This window comes from Streptomyces sp. NBC_01304 (genome assembly GCF_035975855.1).
Lineage (GTDB): Bacteria > Actinomycetota > Actinomycetes > Streptomycetales > Streptomycetaceae > Streptomyces.
The window spans coordinates 9,214,929-9,232,331 of record NZ_CP109055.1 but is presented as its reverse complement, the minus strand read 5'-3'; the positions used below and the strand labels follow the sequence as shown (position 1 = coordinate 9,232,331).

Here is a 17,403-nt window from a genome sequence, read left to right as displayed (position 1 = left end):
CGCTGGTCAGGCCGCAACACGCAACGACCCACGTCCGGCGCGCTGCCAAAGCACCTCGAACTGTGCGGTGGCGCGCTCGTGGCTGTCCGGCCTCAGCCGCAGCTCACCGGAGGGGTGCTCTGCGCACGTCACGGTCATTTCGTTGTTCCCGAGGACGGCCTTAGAGAACGCGCCGAGTGCGTAGGACCGGGCCGCCTGGCGGGCGGGCAACACCCGAAGGTCTACCGCAGCTGCCTTGAGGTGGGCCCACTGCTCGCGCATCACCGAGGCGTCGCCGATCCGACCGTCATGCGCCAGCTCGCCGAGCAGAATCCGAACCGGAGCCTTCCGTGCACGGAAGAACCGCTGTTGGCGCAGGCTCAGCAGCCACAGCCGGCGGTCTGCCTCCTGCTCGCTCACCTCACCGAGTAGTTCCCGGGCGTAGCAGCGTGTGCGCAGGACGGCGGGGATGACGTGCGGGGCGTAGATGAAGGTCAGCCCGGCCGCCTCCACATCCAGGTAGTCGCGCAGCGCCGCATCGGCGACGTCCGCGAAGGAGTGATAGGTACCTCGGCCCTGCGCGGCCACAGCGCGGCTCAGCAACAACTCCCCCACATCATCGGAGGCTTCGTAGAGGTGGGCCAGTCGCTGAACGTCCTCGATGGCCGAGCGGTGGCATCCCGCCTCGATCCGGCACAGCTTGGAAACGCTGATGTACACGCGGTCCGCGACCGCCTTCTGGGTCAGGCCCCGGGACAGGCGCAGACGCTCGAGATGGGCTCCCAGCAGAAGGCGGGCGATCGTCGCGTTCGGCTGCAGTGCGCGGATCTCGGACACAGAGCCCTCCATGCCGTCGGCGGCCCCGGCCGGCCGCACGGGGGCGCTCTCGCCCGTGCGGCCTCTGGGCCTCCTTCATGACAGCGCCGCATCAAGAGCCCTGGAAAGATCTGGAAATGGGGCGTTGGTGGGACCTGCGGTGGTACTCAGGTGGTATCCAGCTGGGACCCGCCCAGCTCAGGGGGCATCGAGCAGCCTGAGAACGGTCTGATGGTAGATCGCATGGACCGTGGGGAGTTCGGCCAGGTGCGCACGCTCGTCGATGCCGTGCAGGCCCTCGTAAGGCACCCCGAAGCCGGCGGTCGTCGGGATCTCACCTTCACCGGCAAGGAGGTTGCCGATGTTCGACGGCCCGGCCACCTTGGACCGCACGGATACCCCAAGGGATGCGGCGGCCTGGATCAGGGCGGCCGCAGGCTGCTCGTCGGGCTGCAGTTGGAACGGCGGCCAGGACTCGACGATGTCGACGTCGATGTCCTGGGGCCCGGGCAGTTCCGCGTCGAGCTCGGCGATGGCCTTGCGGAGCAGGGTCTCGGCGTCCTGCGCGTCGAAGGATGGTGTCGTACGGATGTCGAGGTTGAGGTCGACACGGTCCGGGGAGACCGAGAATCCCTGTCCTCCGTGGAAGGCCGTCACCGATACCTTCGGCGGCAGCGGGAAGCCGCCCTGCTCCGGGGAGCCTGGCAGGTCGGCGGCGTCGAGGAGCTGGACCAGCCGCGCGGCCCGCGTGATGGCGCTCGTCACCTTGCGGCTGGAGCCGGAGTGGCCGGAGGGGGCATGCACCGCGATGGTCGCCCGCCACAAGCCGCGGCCGCCGACCACGACTTCGTCCATTCCGGGGTAGCCGATCATCACTCCGGCCGGATGGTGCGCTTGCGGGTCGCCGAGGTAGGCGCGAGCGCCCCCGAAGTGACCGGTGTGTTCGTCGACGTCCAGGAGGACCGCCAGCCCTCCGCGCAGGTCTGCGGCCTGCGCCTGCAGGTCGGCAGCGATGTGGCAGAACATCGAGGCAGCAAGCTTCGAGTCGGCTGACCCTCGGCCGAGCAACCAACCCTCCTGTACGTCACCGGACGTGGGCGAGAACGTCCATGCAGTGTCGTCGCCGAACGAGGCCGTATCCAAGCAGGCGTCCAAGGTCCACCAGGGCCCCGGCCGCCCTCCGGCGATCTCCACCAGGAGACCGACGAGTTGGTCGTCATCGTCGTACAGGCGCCGGTGTGGCACACCACGTCCAGCAAGCCAGTCCTCCAGCACGGTGAGCACCGGCCCGTACTCGTCGATGCCGCCACGGCTGGGCCGCCTGATCAGCTCCTGGGCCAGCTCAACCACGGATGCTGTTTGCTGGGTGGCGTGGGCCACCAGGTCTTCTGTCACGCTTCTCCTCGCCCCGGTCCACTGTGCCGAACTGGCAGTGCGCGTACGGCCTGCAGTGTCTCAACCGGCCGTGCAGAGGCAGACGCCTCCCGGCCATGCTGCACCAACCCCACCGCGGCCTCCCGCCCCAACAGCACCCCGCAGTCGAAGCCCTCGGAGCCATTCAGACTTGGCAGCGGCACGACGGCTGCGGACTCCGAGGCGACGAAGTGGCGCTCCATCGCAGCCTCCGGCTCCACGATGCCGATGTGTAAGGTCTTCACGCCGTTGCGCCGCTCGCTCGGGTCCCTTAACTCCAGCAGCCGCACCAGATGTTCGGACAGCGCCTGATGCCGAGGCGGCCCGTACAGCACACGAAAATGCAGCAGGTCCGGCTGCTGCGCCACGGCTGTCTCGATTGCAGCCAGATATGTCTTCTCCCGGCTCCGGGACCCGGTGACCACCAGATACTCGCGGGCCTCCGAGACCACGGTGAGCATCGCCTCAAGCAGGTCGGTGTACCGGGTCAGGACCCGTACCACCACCGCCGTGCCCGCCGCCTCCAGCACGCTGGCACTGTCCCGGCCGTCCTGATGCGCGAACAACACCTCGGTCGGCTCCCTGAACACCTGAGAGCAGGCACGGCGGTTCGGCAACCCGGTGCGCTTTCGGCCCGACTCCCAAGCGCTATAGAGGCTCGCATCCGCCGAGCCGCCAGCGATCTCGTTCACCGCGTCGGCAGCCTGCTTGAGCGTCCAATTGCGGGCAAGACGGGCTCGCCTGAGCCCTGAGCCCGGAGCTGCATCCCGCATCACAATTCCCCCAAGGTCAGTATGCGGCGGCCTCGGTCCGCCCAACCTTCCTGTACCCCCGAAGGATCCCTCAGCAAGCACGGCTCTATAGGCGGGAGGATGTCCTGTCCCGGCAGCATCGGCTAAAGCAGTCCCCCGCCGGGACACCTTCCAGTGTCCAACACCCGCACAGTGGCCGGCGGGACCCGGGCGCTCACGAAACGGGACCGCTGCCGAGTACGAGCACCGCCAGAAGTTGGAGAAGTAGAAGCACCGTCGGCCGCCGGCGAAAAAAAGAAGATCCCCGCGGAGCCATGCGCTCCGCGGGGATCTTCGGCGTTCAGGGTGGGTGTCAGGCACAGCGTTCGATGCGTGTGGCGCCCGAGTCGTCCTGAAACCCGGTGGCCAGGTCGTACCAGAACCCGCTGCCCAGTCGGACCAAGGTCCTTTCCTCCCGACCTCCCCAGCCGGGTATGGCGGGGACGTCGCGTCGGTCGAGGACTACGGCCGTGCAGACGGTCTTCCCGGTGTTCTCGTCGAGGCTGTTCTTGACGACGACCTTGTCGCCGACCTGAAGGTTTGCAAGATCATTCGTGTTGATGGTGCTGGTGCTCATGGCGCTGTGCTTCTTTCGGATCGGATCTGGACTGCGGTTTCAGTTCTGGGTCGCGCCCATGAGCGCCTTCTTCGCGCGGTGCTTCTCGGCAAGAGCCCGAAGGGCATGCAGGAGGATCCACCAGTACACGCCGCTGAAGGCCATGCTGATGATGATCGGCGTGTACCGACCGGTCATGACACAGAAAACTGCCGCCGGTGCGATGACGATCACGTTCGTCACGACCATGAGGGTGAGCAGGACCCGGCCGATCGTCTTGGCGGCGCGGTCGCGCCACGTCGAACCCGCGGTCCTGGTGGTGGCGTTCATGCGCTGGGTCCTTCCTCGATGATGTAGATCTTCTCTGCGACGTAGGCGTCGTTCTGCCCCTCGGCTGCGCTCTCGACTTCATGGGAGATCTGGCTGATCACGGGAATCAGCGTCAGCCGGTCGATCGGGTAGGCCGTGCGGATGGTGATCACGGCGGTGGTGACGCTGGCAGCAGACGGGAACCTCACGTCGTCGAGCTCCGCGTGTGCGCCACGGATGCTGTAGCTCGCCGCGATGGGCACCGTGTGCCGCGGCATCCCCGGCATCTGCTCTGAACGTGCGTGCAACGCGGCGCTCACTGCGCCATGAACATCAGCGAACTCGCTGGCGTGCAGGACCACCGGCGCAGCGTGCTCGTAGCCCGCCGCCACCTCGAAGGCGACCTTGGCGGCCTCGACGGCGTGCGTCGGACAGTGCGGTCCCGGGTAGACCTCGTCTCGCCCCGTCATCTCGGAGCACAGGTGGCAGTGCGCGGGCCCCAGGTCCGGAACGCAGTCGCAGCGCTTGTGCTCCGTCCGTCGGGGATCAGTGGGTTCGAGGGGCTGGCTCATGGCTGTACTCCTGGCGCTGGACGTGATCTTTCGAAGACCAGACCGGATCAGCTCCGCTGATCAGACAAAGAGAGACCCCTGCCCAGCGAGCATGATGCTCAGCAGGCGGGGGTCCTGCGGAGTTCAAGGAACCGGCGGGCGGCTGGCCGTTCGGATCGACCTGCACCAGGGGCGGGGGCGTTACGGCGCCGTCCTTGCGGCTCGGTGCACCCCGGCGTGGCGCACCGAGCTCGTCCTGCGAGAGCAGGCCAACAGCTCCGCCACCGCGGGTCGGCGCAGGCCGTGGGGGGGCTTGAACGAGGCGTGCACGTAAGTCTCCGTGCAGCAATCTGACTCAGTCCCAGTAGGCGGGGGCCAGGACCATCGCATGACGCAGGGTCAAGGGGCTAGGTTCTGCATGCTCTGGGCAGGTGCCTCCTTCAGGAATTCTCGGATCGGCATCCAGCGCGGCACATCAGGCTGCTCGCCGACAGCGTTAGGGTCGATGGGTTTGATGTGGTGATACGCCTTGCCCGGCAGCCAGAGGGCTACGCCGTCCTCGACCCCGATCAGGAGAGCCATGTAACCCATCTCCACAGCACTCTTGGAGATCCGCTCAGCGAAGGTGCTAAAACTGTCCACGAAAAGCCTGCCCTCGAGGTCACGGCCGAGCGGCTGGGGCTTCTCTCAAGGTCGAGTGGGGTCGTCCAGCCATAGCCAACCGTGTGCCCCCGGGCGCTCGCTCAGGCTGAGTACGGTGTCGACGATGTCCCAGCCGGGGAGGTCGGCGACGGTGGCGTGGCGCTCGGTCATGGAGTTCATCCTGTCCTACCGGGGTGAAAGGGAGCCAGCGAGATCAGGATGACCGCGGGCGCCCAAACTCGTCTTCATCAGCCGCATGCTTGTCCATCGCTGCAGAGGGCGCCGTGTGGTGATCAGGCTCGGCGTTCCCAGGAAAGGGAAGAGACGTTTCGAAGGCGGCCCCGCTACCCGCGCTGGCCTGCTGGAGCAGACCTTTGTTCAAGCCCCGCCGTGGGGGCGGGGTTCAGCGCAAGCCCATGCTGGCCTCGATCACGTCGCCCTCCGGCTGCTGGTCCTGCCAGCAGGGCTCGCACGGGTCGCTCTCGGAACACTCCAGGCGGGGCTGGCCGTTGGGGCACAGCTCACCGGCAGCCGCCCCTGCGGGCTGGGCGGGGGTTCCGCCGGTACGGCACTCGCACGTGTGGGCGCAGCGCTCACAGTCCTTGCAGACCTGGTGCGGACAGCAGCCGCAGGGGAGGAACCGGTTCGGCGGCAGAGTGCAGTGGTGCGAGGCCTCTGCGGCGGCGGCAGCCTCGGCGCCCTGGTTGATTGCGTCGCGGGTCTGTGCCGTCACGGCGTGGACGGTCCACGCGCTCCGGCCCACATCGGTGATCCTGTAGCCGTTCCCGTCTTCGGTGTACGCGGCGAGCCCGGACCTGACGAGGTCGCGGCAGGTGTTCAGCGTTCTGGTGCAGAATCCGCGGTAGGGCGCGCGGGCCAGGTCGCCGAGCACTGCCCATCGGTGCCTGGTCATCGGGTACCGAGTAGTGGTGGTCACGGTGATGTCAACGAACGTCTTTCCGGCGCGGTCGAGAGCAGTGGTCTGCACGGTGAATCCTCTCTTCTCTCAATGTGGATGTGTGGTACGCGTGTTGGACTCGCAGCCTGTCGCTCCGGGGCCGCGCTGCGCGGCTGTGCCGTCAGTAGCCCTTGCGGGCGGCGGCCTGCTCGGACGCTTCGGCGTCACGGGCGGGGACGGTGGCGAGGAGTTCTCCGGGGCTCGCGGCGCTGGCGAGGAACTTGGTACGGGCCTGGTCGGCGTACAGAGTCCACACGTCACCGCCCATCCGGGGTCGGTAGGAGAGCTGCCAGAACCGGCGGTTGGCATAGCAGATCCGCCAGGAGCGCGGGCTGGACGGGTGCGCGCTCACGCCGGCCGGAAGGTCCGGCAGTTCCGGCGCGGGACCGTACGCGCGGTCGATGTAGGCGCGGTGTTCGGCCGTCGCCTCGATGGCGACGCGCACCGTGTGCGGCCACCGGTGCCCTTTGGGCAGCATCGGCGCCCATTCCTTCCACTGTGCCTCACTGCTCGCGCTGTCGGTGTGCGGCGTCCAGGCCAGGCTGGGCACGTAGTTGAAGCCGAGCCGCGTCAGGTGCCACTCGGCGGCGGTCTTGAGTCCCTCTGTGTTCGCGCCGACGGTGATGGTGTCCAGGTAGATCCCTGCGGGGTCGTTCTCCCGCCCGGCCGCGCCTCTCTCCGTGAGCGGGATCATGTGGCGTTCCGCCGTGCTGCCCTCTGCGGTCATGAGCCGCAGCGTGGCGCCCCCGCCGGCGAGCGGGTACGCCATCCGGATTTCCGCGACGGTCGGCAGGGCGGCGAGTCGGCCCGCACGCATCCGCTCCAGCCGCTCGGTCATGGTTGCCAGCACCTGGGAACGCTCGCCGCCGGCGGGCGAAGGGGTGTCGAAGTTGTGGGACATGCGGGGTTCCTCCCGGAGGTTGCTGGCTGGTGGGTCTGAGTGCTCCCCGGCCCGATCAGACGGCAGCCGTCTGCGGCGGGAGCTGGTGCTCAGAACGGGGCGCCGTTGTAGGGGCGGACGAGGTAGAGGCGGTCGTCGTGTACGGCCAGGCGCTCACCCTCGCCCATCTCGAACGTGGAGACGTCGGCCCTGTGGCCGCAGCCGGTGGCGGTGCACACGTAGACCGGCCGGCCTTGGGTGTGCAGGCCGGGGACGGGTGTGTAGCCGCCCCAGCCGCATTGCGCGCACACCTGCGGGCCGAACTCCTCGGACCCGATCACCATTTCGCCGGTGTGCTTCTCGGCCGCCCGCTTTGCTTCCTTTTCTCGCCGGTCGCTGCACGTGGGGTCGCCGCACGGGCGGTGCCCGATCAGGCCGTCCGTGGACGCATGGCGGATCTCGATGAGGCCGTAGTCCTGGCACGAGCCGCACAGCGGCTCCGGGGCGTGCGGCTGTTCACCGTCCATGCACGCGGTCCTGTTGGACGAGTCGTACCAGGCACCCTGTCCGTCGGCCTCGATGTACTCGATTTCGTGGGCGCAGTGCAGACAGGTGCTGGTCTCGGCGATGGTGCTCATCTTCCGTGGTCCTCCCAGGAGTTGGGTCGCACGCCAGTCGGTCGGCCGGCGGGGGGACCTCCTGTCACGTGCCGCTGGTAGGCGTCCCAGACTTTGGCGGTGTCCAAGCTGGGGCCGGTGGTGTAGCCAGTGGGAGAGGATGCGTGCGCCCACGTGCCGTGTGCCGTGACGACTTCCCGGTATTCGGTGCGGCTGGCCGGGTGCGATGCGATGGTGACCCACTGCGCGCCGGCCAGGGACGGATAGGCCGCCAGGTGGGCGGCGACGGCCGATGCCATGGCGTCGGCGGCGGCCGTGGCGGCGATGTTGGCGGGCGTCTCGGTGAAGTCGCAGTGCACGTGACGGGTGTTGAAATCGTCGGTGATCACAGCGCTGATGCCGAACAGTCCGGCCAGTGGCACGTCGTAGCCGGACACGGCGGGGCGGTCGGTGTGGGAGTGCGCGTCGATCCACACGTTCGGCTGGCCTGGGGCGGTGGTCACTAGGGAGGCGCTGGGCAGGCAATGCCAGGGCTTGACCACGCGGAAGGTGACACCGTGCGCGGTCAGCGCGGCTTTGAGGATCGCGCCGGTGCGCTCGGCGGCGGCAGGGGATGTCTTGCTCAGGTCGTGGGGCCAGGAAGTCATGATGTACCTCTTACATCTTCAGGTCAGACGGGCTCGGAGGCCCAGGCCTGGATCGCTTCCGGGAAGAAGGCTCTGCCCTCCCAGGCGAGGTGCCAGGCTTGGCAGTAGTAGTCGAGCTTTTGGAGCTTCATCGCGGTCATCGCCGGCCGGTCGGGCTCGGCCGCAGCGTGCTTCTGCGGGAAGTACTCAGCAACGTCGAAGACGGATGTCTGAGACTGAGCGATGGTTCCGGCCTTCGTTCCGCTTCGGTCACCACCAGTGCCGGAACAGGTAGTCGCCGCGCGGCAGTTCGCCGCGGCGGATCAGATCGGCCAGGACTAGCCGTAGCGACGGCGAGAAGGCGCGATCGGCGAAGACCCGGTTCTCGAACACTACGTTTTCAAGGTCTTGCGTCGCCGGTGGGTTCGCTTCGACGGTGGCTGTGCTGATTTCGTCGGCGACGCGGATGCTCAGCCAGTAGACCAGCTCCGTCATGCCGGTCTTGAACGCGCTCTCGCCGGTGCGGGAGTCCCAGCCCAGGTAGATCTTGGCGTCGTCGAGGTCGCTGAGTGCCTGCAGGTAGTCCCCGTCGGAGGCGAGCTCGTAGAGCTTCACGCTGTCATTGCCGATGTGTTCGTCGTCCCGCTGGCATCCGCGCAGCGAGCTGTACGGCTTGCCGTAGACGCGCTCGGCGATGGCCTCGATCGCAATGTATCCGTTCCCGGCAGTCACATATTCAGCGTGTGGTTCCAGCATGTAGATGCTGCGGGGCGTGTATTCGGGCGCATCGGGCATGACGGGGCCTCCTATGTGCGGTTCGGTGATGGTTGTGGGGACGAGCCAGTGCGGCTCAGTGCTCGCCTCGCAGGAGGTCCGCCAGGGCCTGAGCATGTGCATCCCTGGCTTGTTCGACGGCGGCCTGCTCCTGGAGGGAGTGGATCGCCTCCCCCGCCTGGATGCGCTCGTCGACGGCGTCCATGGTGAGAATGACGGCAGCGAGTTCGAGCTGGGAGTCCGCCAAGCGACGCTTCAGCTCCGGGTGCCGCTCGGACATCACGCCCAGCCGGCGGACGGCGTCGATCTTCTGCTCTTCACTGACAGTGGACATACCCGAACTCGCTTTCTGTGGGGTGGCGTTCAGGGGCGTGGGGTCAGGCACAGAACGCAGCGCCACGAAGGCGAGGAGCCCCCGCACGGCGTGATCCCTGCGGGGGTGACGGTGCGGATGCGTTGCGCTCGTGGGTCAGACCTGGGCCGGCACCTCGGCGAGGTCGATCCTCTGGCCGCGGGCCAGCTCGGCGGCCGTGACGACGATGCGGTAGCCGCCGACCGGGTAGCTCGGGTGGTCGGAGAACACCACGGCGCAGGTCCAGGAGCCGGAGTGACGCTTGCGCGGCAGCGACTTCTCCTCGACGCCGTCGGGCAGGAGGTCCTCGCGGAATTCGATCGGCACCACGACGACGCGGTACGGCTGATCGGTGCGCGGCTGCTGCCAGGGCAGCTCGACGACCAGGTCCTTGGGCCAGCCTTCGATGGTCACGGGCAGGGTGGACAGGTAATGGTTGATCGAGCTCTTGGGGGCCTGGGCCAGCCGGGCCTGCTCCTGCTCTGCGGTCTCGATGAAGCCGATACGGCTGAGAAAGCTCATGGTGATCAGTACTCCTGCGTCAGTGGCTTGCGCTGGGCCCGGACCGCCGGCATGGGTTCGAAGAAGGCGAGCTCGTCGAGCTCACAGCGCACGCCGTGGATGCGTGCGGCCTCAAGGTCGGCGAGGTCCGGGTGTACGAGGTTGCCCGTCGTCAGCCAGTGGACGAACACCCCGGTGTCGTCAATGCGGTTCCGCGAATGCCCGACGATGATGCCGATGCTTCCGGGGACCGCGCCGAACTTGCACTCAAGGTAATCACTGGCCTCGGCGAGGGGCGCGTAGCTGCCGACGGCGGGCCAGACGCGTTGGCCGGGCCTGTCGCCGTGTTCCTTGGCCTTCGTTCCCCATCCGATCAGGTCCGGCAGGAGGAGCGCGAGCCCGATCGTCGCGAGGGCCGCGGCGAAGACGGTGAGGAGGATGGGTAGGCCGGGCATGGCCAGAAGCGTGTTCATCGGCGTGGTCTCCTTGGAGATGGCAGCGGAGGTGAGGAGGAAAACAGGGCGAAGAAGCCCCTGGTCAGCGCGTCTCGCTGTAGCCGCACTCGGAACACGTGTGCGTGACGTTCGCGGCCTTCTTGCTGCCGCAGATGCCGTAGTCGTTCGACTCCATGTCGATGGCGCAGTTCGGGCAGTTCATGGCTCGGCTCCTGACGTGACGAGGATGTTCTTCAACGTCAGATCCGGATCAGCTCCGCTGATCCCTTTGACCCCCGCTGCCTTCACGGGACGAGTAAGGCGAGCCATGAGGAAGAAAAAGCAGCACCCCGGCACAGCTGCTGCCCAAAGGCAGAGCGTGCACCGGGGTGCTGAGGAAGCCGGAGCCGCGGAGATCTCCAGGGAAGCGCCGCAGGGATCAGCTGCAGCACTCAGGAATTGAACCTGTTCCGTGGCCGGTCTGCACGGTGTGCCCACTGGCGCACGCCGAGGATCAGAAGGCGCACTGCGGATTCGAACCGCTCCGTACAGAAGTCCGTGGTGGGCCTGTTGGAGCAACTGCCTTACGGCTGACCGGAATTCCTCGAAGGTGACGCAACTGCTGGTGCCTGGCCTCGCAGGGTTGTTCAGGCGCCGCGCAGCGCCCCGGAGGGAGCAAGGGGCATGCCACTGATGGCGGGCACGGCCTTGGGTCCGCCGGTGAGGGCGTGCCCCTGCGGCATGGTCGTGCTGGCCTGCCAGTGCGAGACCCGCCCCTCCGTCGTGCGGGCCGGGTACACGTACCGTGCACCCTCCGCCGGCAACTTGGTGGTGTTCATGGAGTCCATTAGCGTCCCGGCGACCACCTCGCCGCACTCCGGCACGCATACGGCAGCCTCCTGCCACACACCCTTGCCGCTGTCCTCCTCCGCGGGCAGCGTCGTGTACACGAGGAGCCGCTGGCTCGGGGCCTCGGTCCACCACCGGCCGCTCAGCACGGTCCCAGCAGCCGGCTCCAGTCGGACGCCCACGATGCGGTCCGCCCGCACCCACTGGTCGCTGATCCGGACCCAGGTCGCGGCAAGTTGTGCTGACATGTCGTTACTCCTTGTGCGCGAACGTCGCCGGACGGACCCCTGGGGGACCGCCCGGCTGCGGTGAAGCGGCTGCGGCATTGTTGGCGTCGACCCGGCTCGTGGGGTGCGCTACTTGCCTCGCCTGCCGATGAGGTTGATACGGACTCGGGACTTGGGCACGCGCGGCCCTTCGTGTGGTGAGGGTGATGGGGGCCCGTTTTGTGAACTCGGCCAGGCCTGCCGGGAGGGGTGAAGTTCTACAGATCGTCAAGCGGTCGGAAAGGGCAGCTGCTCGTCCTGCACAGCACTGGCGTGCGCGACGGCCGGGGCGGCGGCTGCAACGGGAGCAGCCTGGGCCTGCAGGTTCTGGTTCTGGGCCTCGGCCTTGGTGACGCGCTCGGCCAGGCGGGCCTGGGTGGTGGCGCGGGACTCCAGGAAGGAGATGTTCTGGATCTCAAGCTTGACCTCGAAGACCTCGCCACCGGTCTTGGTGTAGCGGTTCAGGCGGGGCTCGTAGCTGAGGCCCACCAGGTCACCCTTGTGCACGTGGGCGAACGGCCCGATGCCCTGAGTCTCGGCACGGACGAAGGCCTCGAAGGGCAGCGCGTCGGAGATGCGGTTGCCCTGACGGTCGGTGTAGCCGCGGTCGACGAAGGCGGTGAGCATGACCTTCTTCGAGCCGTCCTTGTTCCCGAAGACCTTCGGGTCGTTCGCCAGGCGGCCGATGACGGATGCGGTGCTGTTCGGGTTCGACATGGCGGGTTCTCCTTGAATACAGCGCAGCGCCCGGATCGACGTCGTCGTCCGCGCGCAGTTGGGTGGGTTGTTGAGATGTTCAGTTGTCTGTCATGCCACCATCCGGATCAGCTTCGCTGATCAGATGATGTCCTCTTCCAGTGCTTCTTCCGAATCTGACGGCGGCCTCCGTAAGCTCCCCGGTGGCGGCCAAATACGGCGCATTTTGTGGCCTCGGGAATCCCCGCGTACGGCCACGGTTTCTCCCCGCTCGCCCCGAGTAGTCCCGCTCGGCGACGCTGGAGCGGGTGAAGAACAGCAGGGAGATCATGGAAATCCTTGAGGCGTACGACCTCACGGGGAGTTACCGTGCCGCGGCCGAGCTGGCCGGGTGCGACCACCACACGGTGGCCCGTTATGTGAAGATGCGGGCGGCCGGTCAGCATCCTGACCAGCGCCGTCACCGGGCGAGGGCGATCGACGACTTTCTGCCGAAGATCGAGGAACTGGTGGTCCGCTCGCAGGGCCGGATCCGCGCGGACGTGGTCCACAAGAGGATCGCCGCGATGGGCTTCACCGGCGGGGAACGCACCACCCGCCGCACGGTCGCCGAGGCAAAAGCCCAGTTCAGGGCCGGTCTTCGCAGGGTCTATCGGCCGTGGGTGACCGAGCCGGGGCTCTGGATTCAGTACGACTTCGGCGACGGGCCGGTGATCAAGGGCCGCAAGACCACACTGTTCTGCGCATGGGTGGCCTGGTCCCGTTTCCGCGTCGTCATCCCGATCTGGGACAAGACACTGCCGACGATCACAGCATGTCTGGACGCCACCTTCCGCAGGATCGGCGGGGTCCCGGCCTACGTCCTCACGGACAACGAGAAGACGGTCACGATCGACCACGTCGCCGGGATCGCGGTCCGCAACCCGGAGATCGTCGAGGTCGCGAGGCACTACGGCACGACGATTCGTACGTGCCTGCCGGCGGACCCGGAAACCAAGGGTGGCTCCGAGTCCACGGTGAAGATCGCGAAGGCCGATCTGGTGCCCCGGGACGTCAATCTGCGCGAGCAATACAAGACGTTCGGAGAGCTGGAAGCCGCCTGCCGGCAGTTCTGCGAAGAGGTCAACTCCCGCACCCACAAAGCGACTCGACGCAAACCGGTCGAGCGGCTCGCGGAGGAACAACAGCGTCTGCATCCGCTGCCGAGGCGGCCGTTCACCGCCGCGTTCGGCACCACCCGCCGGGTGACCTGGGAGTCGACGATCTCGGTCGACGCGGTCCGCTACTCGGTCCCGCACGAGCTGATCGACACCCGGGTCTGGGCCCGTTTCCACGGCGACGAGCTGATCGTCACCGCCGTCGACGAGACCGGCTCGGCCCACGAGGTCGCCCGCCACCCGCGCGGCGAGCCCGGCTCGCCGGTCCTGGAGGATGCCCACTACCCGCCGCGCGAGGACAAGGAAAGGGACCGCACTCCGAGGGCGACCTCCGCCGAGGAGGCTGCGTTCCTCCAGCTCGGGCCAGGTGCTGCGAGCTGGCTGGTCGAGGCCGGGGCGGCCGGGGTTCGCCGGATCAAGGCGAAGATGGCCGAGGCCGTCGCGCTCTCGAAGCTCTACTCGATAGCGGAAGTTGACCGGGCACTCGGCACCGCCGCGGTCACTTCCCGCTTCGCGGACAAGGACCTTTTGTCGATCCTCGACTACCAGGCCGTCCACGGGCTGACCGAGCCGGTCCGCCGCAGCGAGACCCACTCGCTGCAGCCCGGCACCTCGGCCTGGTCCGCCCTCGGCGCCACCGACCCGAGCACTCCTGATCTTTCCGAGTACGACGAAAGCGACCAGCTCTGATGGCCACCCCGATCCGCACCGTTCTAGGCACGAACGGCGACCCGCTCGCCGAGGCCATCGAGCTCACCAAGCGGCTCAAACTGCCACACATCCGCCGCTCGTTGACCGACATCATCCCCACCGCGAAGGCCCAACGCTGGGATCCCGCCGAGGTCGTCCGCGTCCTGCTGGCCGAGGAAGCAGCCGGCCGCGACCGCGCCAACCTGCACACTCGCCGCAAGCGGGCCGGGTTCCCCACCGGCAAGACCTTCGGCGACTGGCACGAGACCAAGTCGTCCATACCGCGGGCCACTCAGGATGCCCTCAAGAGTCTGGAATGGGTCGGCCGACGGGAGAATTTTTGTATCTGTGGACCGTCGGGGACGGGAAAGTCGCACTTCACCGAGGCCCTCGGGCAGACCGCGGTCGAAGCCGGCCTGACCGTCGCCTGGTTCACCATCGAGGACCTGGGAATGCTGGTCCGCCGGCACCGCGCGGACGACTCCATCGCCCGGGCCCTCGCGAAAATCGTCCGCTCAGACCTGATCATCGTCGACGACATCGGCCTGCTGCCCGTCTCCGAGGACGCCGCCGAGGGCTTCTACCGCCTGGTCGATGCCGCATATGAACGACGCTCGATCGCGGTTTCGAGCAACCTCCATCCGTCCGGATTCGACGAGATCATGCCCAAGACCCTGGCCACCGCGACCGTCGACCGGCTACTTCACCATGCTCACGTCACGGTCACTCAGGGTGATTCGTTTCGGTTCACCGAAGCCACGACCGGAAAGGGGGTGAAGCCCTTCAGCTAATCCACACCAACCGATGGCGGGGAATTTATCTGGCCGCGAGTGGGGCGATCACGCTTCCACCAGCGGGGATGCCCTGAGGCCGCCAGCGGGGACGATCGAGAGGCCATTGACACGAATCAGATGTGCTGATCGAATGCCTTGTCATTCCGAGTCCCGAATCGGCTTCGCCGATCAGACTCACGTTCTTCGCTGATCTACCGGCCACTCCCCCGACCTGGACCTCCGAGGTGATGCCCGGATGCCTCGCAGTCCGGCTTCTAACTGGCCTGTTCTGGCGGTATCAGGTCCATTGCGAAGACGATGAGAGCGCCTACGAGGAACGGCCCTGGGGCAATAAGGTGCGGGAGTCCTCACAGCGTCACCCGGTGGTCTCGCTCTTCTCTTGATGTGGATTGGGGACGCCCACGGGCGCGATCAGCTGATGCCTCCTCCGCTTTCGCATGCCCGTGGGCCTGGAGCACGAGCGATACGGCGGGTCGGCAGGTGGGGGATTCGAACCCACGAAGCGATCGCGCCCGTGGGCGAGGGGACGCTGATGCGTCTGCAGATCTGCTTCCGGATCGACTGCGTCGATCCAGTTCAGTCACTGACCGGAAGCTGTGTGCGATACAGCTCGCTGATCCGGGCAACGACCTCAGCCGGAACTCACGGCTACGCGCACATCGGTGATGTCGGCGATGTCTCGTGCGCAACAGGACTGGCCGGACACGGCAGGGCTCGTCGGCAGGTCAGGCGCCGCTGCCACGCAGCTGACCTATCCTCCGCGGTGGCGGCTTGCCCGCGAGGCGGTCCTCGGCGCCCCCGCAATACCGCTGGAGGGACACATTGAACTCGACCGCGGCTCCGTTACACCACGGTGGCCATGCACCATTCGGCCCTGCGTCGTTGATGGTGACGTCGGGTTTCTGCGCCCCTGCAGGTCCTTGCCGCTGGTGCGGACGGCCGCGGGTGAGGTTCGCTATGTACACGAGTGCGGCCGCCCGCGAACCTGAGCCTACGAGAAAGAAGGGAATGACCTGCGTCTGCGGTCCACTGGTGACGCGATGTAATGCTGATGAACCAGATTCTGCGGCACCTCCTAGAGTCGGTCCATGACGGCCAACGAGTTCATGGAGAAGCACAGCGAAGTGCTCAGCAAGACCTTGGACGGCTACCGAAGGCACCTCGTGAACGAGCCAACCAATACACGGGCTGCCACGATGCCCGACGTGCGCGACCAACTCCTGGCAGAAGCTGAGGCGATCACAGCCGCCCAGCAGGACCTCCGTCAATTCGAGCACGTTGCGCCAACGAGCTGACCCACCCGGCTCTAGACACCGAGGCGAAACGGAAGCCGTCGTACTCGACACAGGAGAAGGGGGCGAACGGGAGCCCCACAGCGCGCTCGAACCCCGCGATGACCACGGCCGTGGACTCGGTGATGTGACGCGGCCCTCTGCCTGGCGCATGCCCGGCGGTGGCCAATTCCCCTATGACGGCCATGAGTTCCGCGCGGAGGACACCCCACTCCGGGCCGCCACCGTTCTCGGTGGCGAAGAAGGCGTACGTCCACATGTCGTTGAGGCTGCGGTGCAAGTCGGACGCGGCTTCGCAGACAGGGGCGGCGGTGTAGGCGCCGAGGGTCATGCGGGCCTTGGTGGCGATGGCGTTCGGGGTGCGGGGGTAGGTGAGGCGGGGCATGGCATGTTCCTTTCTAGCGTGGTCGGTTGCTCTCCGGCCGAAGTGGAGCGGAGTGCACCGCGCGGGGTGCACCCCAGGGGTCTCAGGGCTGGGAGGGGCGCGGCTGGTGGGTCAGTGGTGGTGTTGGGGTGTGGGGTGGTGTGGTCCGAGCTCGGGTGGTGCGTTGTAGTCGACGTCGGGTTCGGGGGGTATGGGGTCGCCGTTCTCGATGTCGGTGCAGTAGCCATCGAACACTTCGGCGGGAGTAAGGGGTTCGGGGATTCCTGCGTGCAGGCGCCAGCCGTAGACGCGGTCGGGGGTGTTCGGGGTAGCGGTGCGGACGATGAGGGCTCCGGGCCGGGCGGCAAGGCCGAGAGCGAGGACGGTGGTGAATTCGAGGGCTTCGTTTTCGTCGAGCTGGACGACCCCGTGAGTCTCGGTGTCTGCCTGGAGGTCGGTGATCAGTGATTCCTGTGCTGCGCGGATGTGGCACACCAGGTGATGTTGGCCGGGGGTGGCGGTGTCGAGAATGCGGGTGAGGAGTGTCGTAGCGCGGGCGAACGCATCGCGGCCGAGGTCGGTGCCGCAGGAGGCGCAGTCGCCGAGTCGGGCCAGGAGGGTGGAGGAGTACTCCCAGGTGGCCTGGCGTGCTGCGCCGTTGATCAGGTCTGACAGGACGCCGGTCAGGGGTTCGCCATCGTAGAGGAGGGTCGGACCGATTGGGGCGGTCTCGGCGGTGAAGCGGCTGCGGCTGGCAGGGCTGTCGGGGTTGAGATGGGCCTGAGAGCAGTACGCGTCGTACTCCTGCGGGTCGAAGAGCGTGAGAGTGGTGTGCATGCCTTGGGCAGTACGGGTCTTGAGGAGGTCTTCGACGGCTGCCAGGTAGGTCGGGTAGTCGTCGAAGGCGAAGCTGGGGTAGCGCCGCATGGCGAGGAAGTCCTCCTCCTCGGCTAGGACGCCGAGGAGGCCGGGTACCTCGCGGCGCAGGATGCGTCGCAGTGATCGGGCGGGTTCGGGTGGCGCGGTGGCTGGGTTGAGTCCGTCACGAGGCTGCCTCTCCTGTCTCCTGGGTGCAAATGGTCATTGAGACTCCTCT

The 17,403-nt window shown here is 67.2% G+C and carries 22 protein-coding genes; 2 read left to right on the top strand and 20 right to left on the bottom strand.

The window, feature by feature from the left end; translation table 11 throughout:
- Positions 1-6: 6 nt before the first annotated feature.
- The 18 genes from OG430_RS41190 to OG430_RS41105 all read right to left on the bottom strand — a co-directional run bounded on the left by OG430_RS41190 (position 7) and on the right by OG430_RS41105 (position 12,031).
- Positions 7-816, bottom strand: a complete 810-nt coding sequence (locus tag OG430_RS41190) for a Scr1 family TA system antitoxin-like transcriptional regulator (RefSeq protein WP_327357779.1) — start codon at positions 814-816, stop codon at positions 7-9.
- Positions 817-993: 177 nt separating this feature from the next.
- Positions 994-2,190: a M20 family metallopeptidase gene (locus tag OG430_RS41185; protein WP_327357778.1), complete on the bottom strand. Its 1,197-nt coding sequence runs from the start codon at positions 2,188-2,190 to the stop codon at positions 994-996.
- Positions 2,187-2,900: an XRE family transcriptional regulator gene (locus tag OG430_RS41180; RefSeq protein WP_327357777.1), complete on the bottom strand. Its 714-nt coding sequence runs from the start codon at positions 2,898-2,900 to the stop codon at positions 2,187-2,189. Before OG430_RS41180 ends, OG430_RS41185 begins: the two co-directional genes overlap by 4 nt.
- A gap of 412 nt (positions 2,901-3,312) precedes the next feature.
- Positions 3,313-3,576 (bottom strand): hypothetical protein, encoded by a 264-nt coding sequence (locus OG430_RS41175; RefSeq protein ID WP_327357776.1) that lies wholly within the window; start codon positions 3,574-3,576, stop codon positions 3,313-3,315.
- A gap of 39 nt (positions 3,577-3,615) precedes the next feature.
- Complete coding sequence (locus OG430_RS41170) at positions 3,616-3,885, bottom strand: hypothetical protein (RefSeq protein WP_327357775.1); 270 nt, start codon at positions 3,883-3,885, stop codon at positions 3,616-3,618.
- Entirely contained in the window at positions 3,882-4,436 is a 555-nt protein-coding gene (locus tag OG430_RS41165) for a hypothetical protein (RefSeq protein WP_327357774.1), read from the bottom strand. The genes OG430_RS41170 and OG430_RS41165 overlap by 4 nt, the downstream gene beginning before the upstream one ends.
- A 378-nt stretch (positions 4,437-4,814) precedes the next feature.
- On the bottom strand, positions 4,815-4,997 hold the full coding sequence (locus OG430_RS41160) for a hypothetical protein (RefSeq protein ID WP_327357773.1): 183 nt from the start codon (positions 4,995-4,997) through the stop codon (positions 4,815-4,817).
- A 105-nt stretch (positions 4,998-5,102) separates the two neighbouring features.
- Positions 5,103-5,228, bottom strand: coding sequence for a hypothetical protein (locus tag OG430_RS41155; RefSeq protein ID WP_327357772.1), 126 nt, complete (start codon positions 5,226-5,228; stop codon positions 5,103-5,105).
- A 232-nt stretch (positions 5,229-5,460) separates the two neighbouring features.
- The gene (locus OG430_RS41150) at positions 5,461-6,045 is read right to left on the bottom strand and encodes a hypothetical protein (RefSeq protein ID WP_327357771.1); all 585 of its coding nucleotides are present in this window, start codon (positions 6,043-6,045) and stop codon (positions 5,461-5,463) included.
- A gap of 91 nt (positions 6,046-6,136) precedes the next feature.
- Positions 6,137-6,916, bottom strand: coding sequence for a hypothetical protein (locus OG430_RS41145; protein ID WP_327357770.1), 780 nt, complete (start codon positions 6,914-6,916; stop codon positions 6,137-6,139).
- An 89-nt stretch (positions 6,917-7,005) separates the two neighbouring features.
- On the bottom strand, positions 7,006-7,533 hold the full coding sequence (locus OG430_RS41140) for a hypothetical protein (protein WP_327357769.1): 528 nt from the start codon (positions 7,531-7,533) through the stop codon (positions 7,006-7,008).
- On the bottom strand, positions 7,530-8,159 hold the full coding sequence (locus OG430_RS41135) for a hypothetical protein (protein ID WP_327357768.1): 630 nt from the start codon (positions 8,157-8,159) through the stop codon (positions 7,530-7,532). Before OG430_RS41135 ends, OG430_RS41140 begins: the two co-directional genes overlap by 4 nt.
- A 249-nt stretch (positions 8,160-8,408) precedes the next feature.
- Positions 8,409-8,933: a hypothetical protein gene (locus OG430_RS41130; protein ID WP_327357767.1), complete on the bottom strand. Its 525-nt coding sequence runs from the start codon at positions 8,931-8,933 to the stop codon at positions 8,409-8,411.
- A 55-nt stretch (positions 8,934-8,988) separates the two neighbouring features.
- Positions 8,989-9,246 (bottom strand): hypothetical protein, encoded by a 258-nt coding sequence (locus tag OG430_RS41125; RefSeq protein ID WP_327357766.1) that lies wholly within the window; start codon positions 9,244-9,246, stop codon positions 8,989-8,991.
- Positions 9,247-9,381: 135 nt separating this feature from the next.
- The gene (locus tag OG430_RS41120) at positions 9,382-9,786 is read right to left on the bottom strand and encodes a hypothetical protein (protein ID WP_327357765.1); all 405 of its coding nucleotides are present in this window, start codon (positions 9,784-9,786) and stop codon (positions 9,382-9,384) included.
- Positions 9,787-9,791: 5 nt separating this feature from the next.
- Positions 9,792-10,238 carry a hypothetical protein gene (locus OG430_RS41115; RefSeq protein ID WP_327357764.1) on the bottom strand — a complete coding sequence of 149 codons (447 nt, stop codon included), beginning with the start codon at positions 10,236-10,238 and terminating at the stop codon, positions 9,792-9,794.
- Positions 10,239-10,846: 608 nt separating this feature from the next.
- The gene (locus OG430_RS41110; protein ID WP_327357763.1) at positions 10,847-11,296 is read right to left on the bottom strand and encodes a hypothetical protein; all 450 of its coding nucleotides are present in this window, start codon (positions 11,294-11,296) and stop codon (positions 10,847-10,849) included.
- A gap of 246 nt (positions 11,297-11,542) precedes the next feature.
- Positions 11,543-12,031 (bottom strand): hypothetical protein, encoded by a 489-nt coding sequence (locus OG430_RS41105; RefSeq protein WP_327357762.1) that lies wholly within the window; start codon positions 12,029-12,031, stop codon positions 11,543-11,545.
- 287 nt (positions 12,032-12,318) lie between these two features.
- Here OG430_RS41105 and istA point away from each other — a divergent pair, with 287 nt between their 5' ends.
- On the top strand, positions 12,319-13,857 hold the full coding sequence (istA, locus tag OG430_RS41100; protein WP_327357761.1) for an IS21 family transposase: 1,539 nt from the start codon (positions 12,319-12,321) through the stop codon (positions 13,855-13,857).
- Entirely contained in the window at positions 13,857-14,648 is a 792-nt protein-coding gene (gene istB, locus OG430_RS41095) for an IS21-like element helper ATPase IstB (protein WP_327357760.1), read from the top strand. The genes istA and istB overlap by 1 nt, the downstream gene beginning before the upstream one ends.
- Before the next feature lie 1,242 nt (positions 14,649-15,890).
- Here istB and OG430_RS41090 read toward each other — a convergent pair.
- Together OG430_RS41090 and OG430_RS41085 are read right to left on the bottom strand one after the other, a co-directional pair.
- On the bottom strand, positions 15,891-16,328 hold the full coding sequence (locus tag OG430_RS41090; RefSeq protein WP_327357759.1) for a hypothetical protein: 438 nt from the start codon (positions 16,326-16,328) through the stop codon (positions 15,891-15,893).
- A 111-nt stretch (positions 16,329-16,439) separates the two neighbouring features.
- A complete protein-coding gene (locus OG430_RS41085; protein WP_327357758.1) occupies positions 16,440-17,234 on the bottom strand; it encodes a hypothetical protein in 795 nt (264 codons plus the stop codon).
- Positions 17,235-17,403 lie beyond the last annotated feature (169 nt).

Excerpts from the sequence above, each read along its gene's own strand:
- OG430_RS41120 (WP_327357765.1), bottom strand. The coding sequence starts at position 9,786 with ATGAGCTTTCTCAGCCGTATCGGCTTCATCGAGACCGCAGAGCAGGAG.
- OG430_RS41085 (WP_327357758.1), bottom strand. The coding sequence starts at position 17,234 with ATGCGGCGCTACCCCAGCTTCGCCTTCGACGACTACCCGACCTACCTG.
- OG430_RS41160 (WP_327357773.1), bottom strand. The coding sequence starts at position 4,997 with ATGGCTCTCCTGATCGGGGTCGAGGACGGCGTAGCCCTCTGGCTGCCG.
- OG430_RS41130 (WP_327357767.1), bottom strand. The coding sequence starts at position 8,933 with ATGCCCGATGCGCCCGAATACACGCCCCGCAGCATCTACATGCTGGAA.
- OG430_RS41145 (WP_327357770.1), bottom strand. The coding sequence starts at position 6,916 with ATGTCCCACAACTTCGACACCCCTTCGCCCGCCGGCGGCGAGCGTTCC.
- OG430_RS41105 (WP_327357762.1), bottom strand. The coding sequence starts at position 12,031 with ATGTCGAACCCGAACAGCACCGCATCCGTCATCGGCCGCCTGGCGAAC.
- OG430_RS41135 (WP_327357768.1), bottom strand. The coding sequence starts at position 8,159 with ATGACTTCCTGGCCCCACGACCTGAGCAAGACATCCCCTGCCGCCGCC.
- OG430_RS41175 (WP_327357776.1), bottom strand. The coding sequence starts at position 3,576 with ATGAGCACCAGCACCATCAACACGAATGATCTTGCAAACCTTCAGGTC.
- istB (WP_327357760.1), top strand. The coding sequence starts at position 13,857 with ATGGCCACCCCGATCCGCACCGTTCTAGGCACGAACGGCGACCCGCTC.
- OG430_RS41170 (WP_327357775.1), bottom strand. The coding sequence starts at position 3,885 with ATGAACGCCACCACCAGGACCGCGGGTTCGACGTGGCGCGACCGCGCC.
- OG430_RS41165 (WP_327357774.1), bottom strand. The coding sequence starts at position 4,436 with ATGAGCCAGCCCCTCGAACCCACTGATCCCCGACGGACGGAGCACAAG.
- OG430_RS41125 (WP_327357766.1), bottom strand. The coding sequence starts at position 9,246 with ATGTCCACTGTCAGTGAAGAGCAGAAGATCGACGCCGTCCGCCGGCTG.
- OG430_RS41140 (WP_327357769.1), bottom strand. The coding sequence starts at position 7,533 with ATGAGCACCATCGCCGAGACCAGCACCTGTCTGCACTGCGCCCACGAA.
- OG430_RS41115 (WP_327357764.1), bottom strand. The coding sequence starts at position 10,238 with ATGAACACGCTTCTGGCCATGCCCGGCCTACCCATCCTCCTCACCGTC.
- OG430_RS41090 (WP_327357759.1), bottom strand. The coding sequence starts at position 16,328 with ATGCCCCGCCTCACCTACCCCCGCACCCCGAACGCCATCGCCACCAAG.
- OG430_RS41110 (WP_327357763.1), bottom strand. The coding sequence starts at position 11,296 with ATGTCAGCACAACTTGCCGCGACCTGGGTCCGGATCAGCGACCAGTGG.
- OG430_RS41155 (WP_327357772.1), bottom strand. The coding sequence starts at position 5,228 with ATGACCGAGCGCCACGCCACCGTCGCCGACCTCCCCGGCTGGGACATC.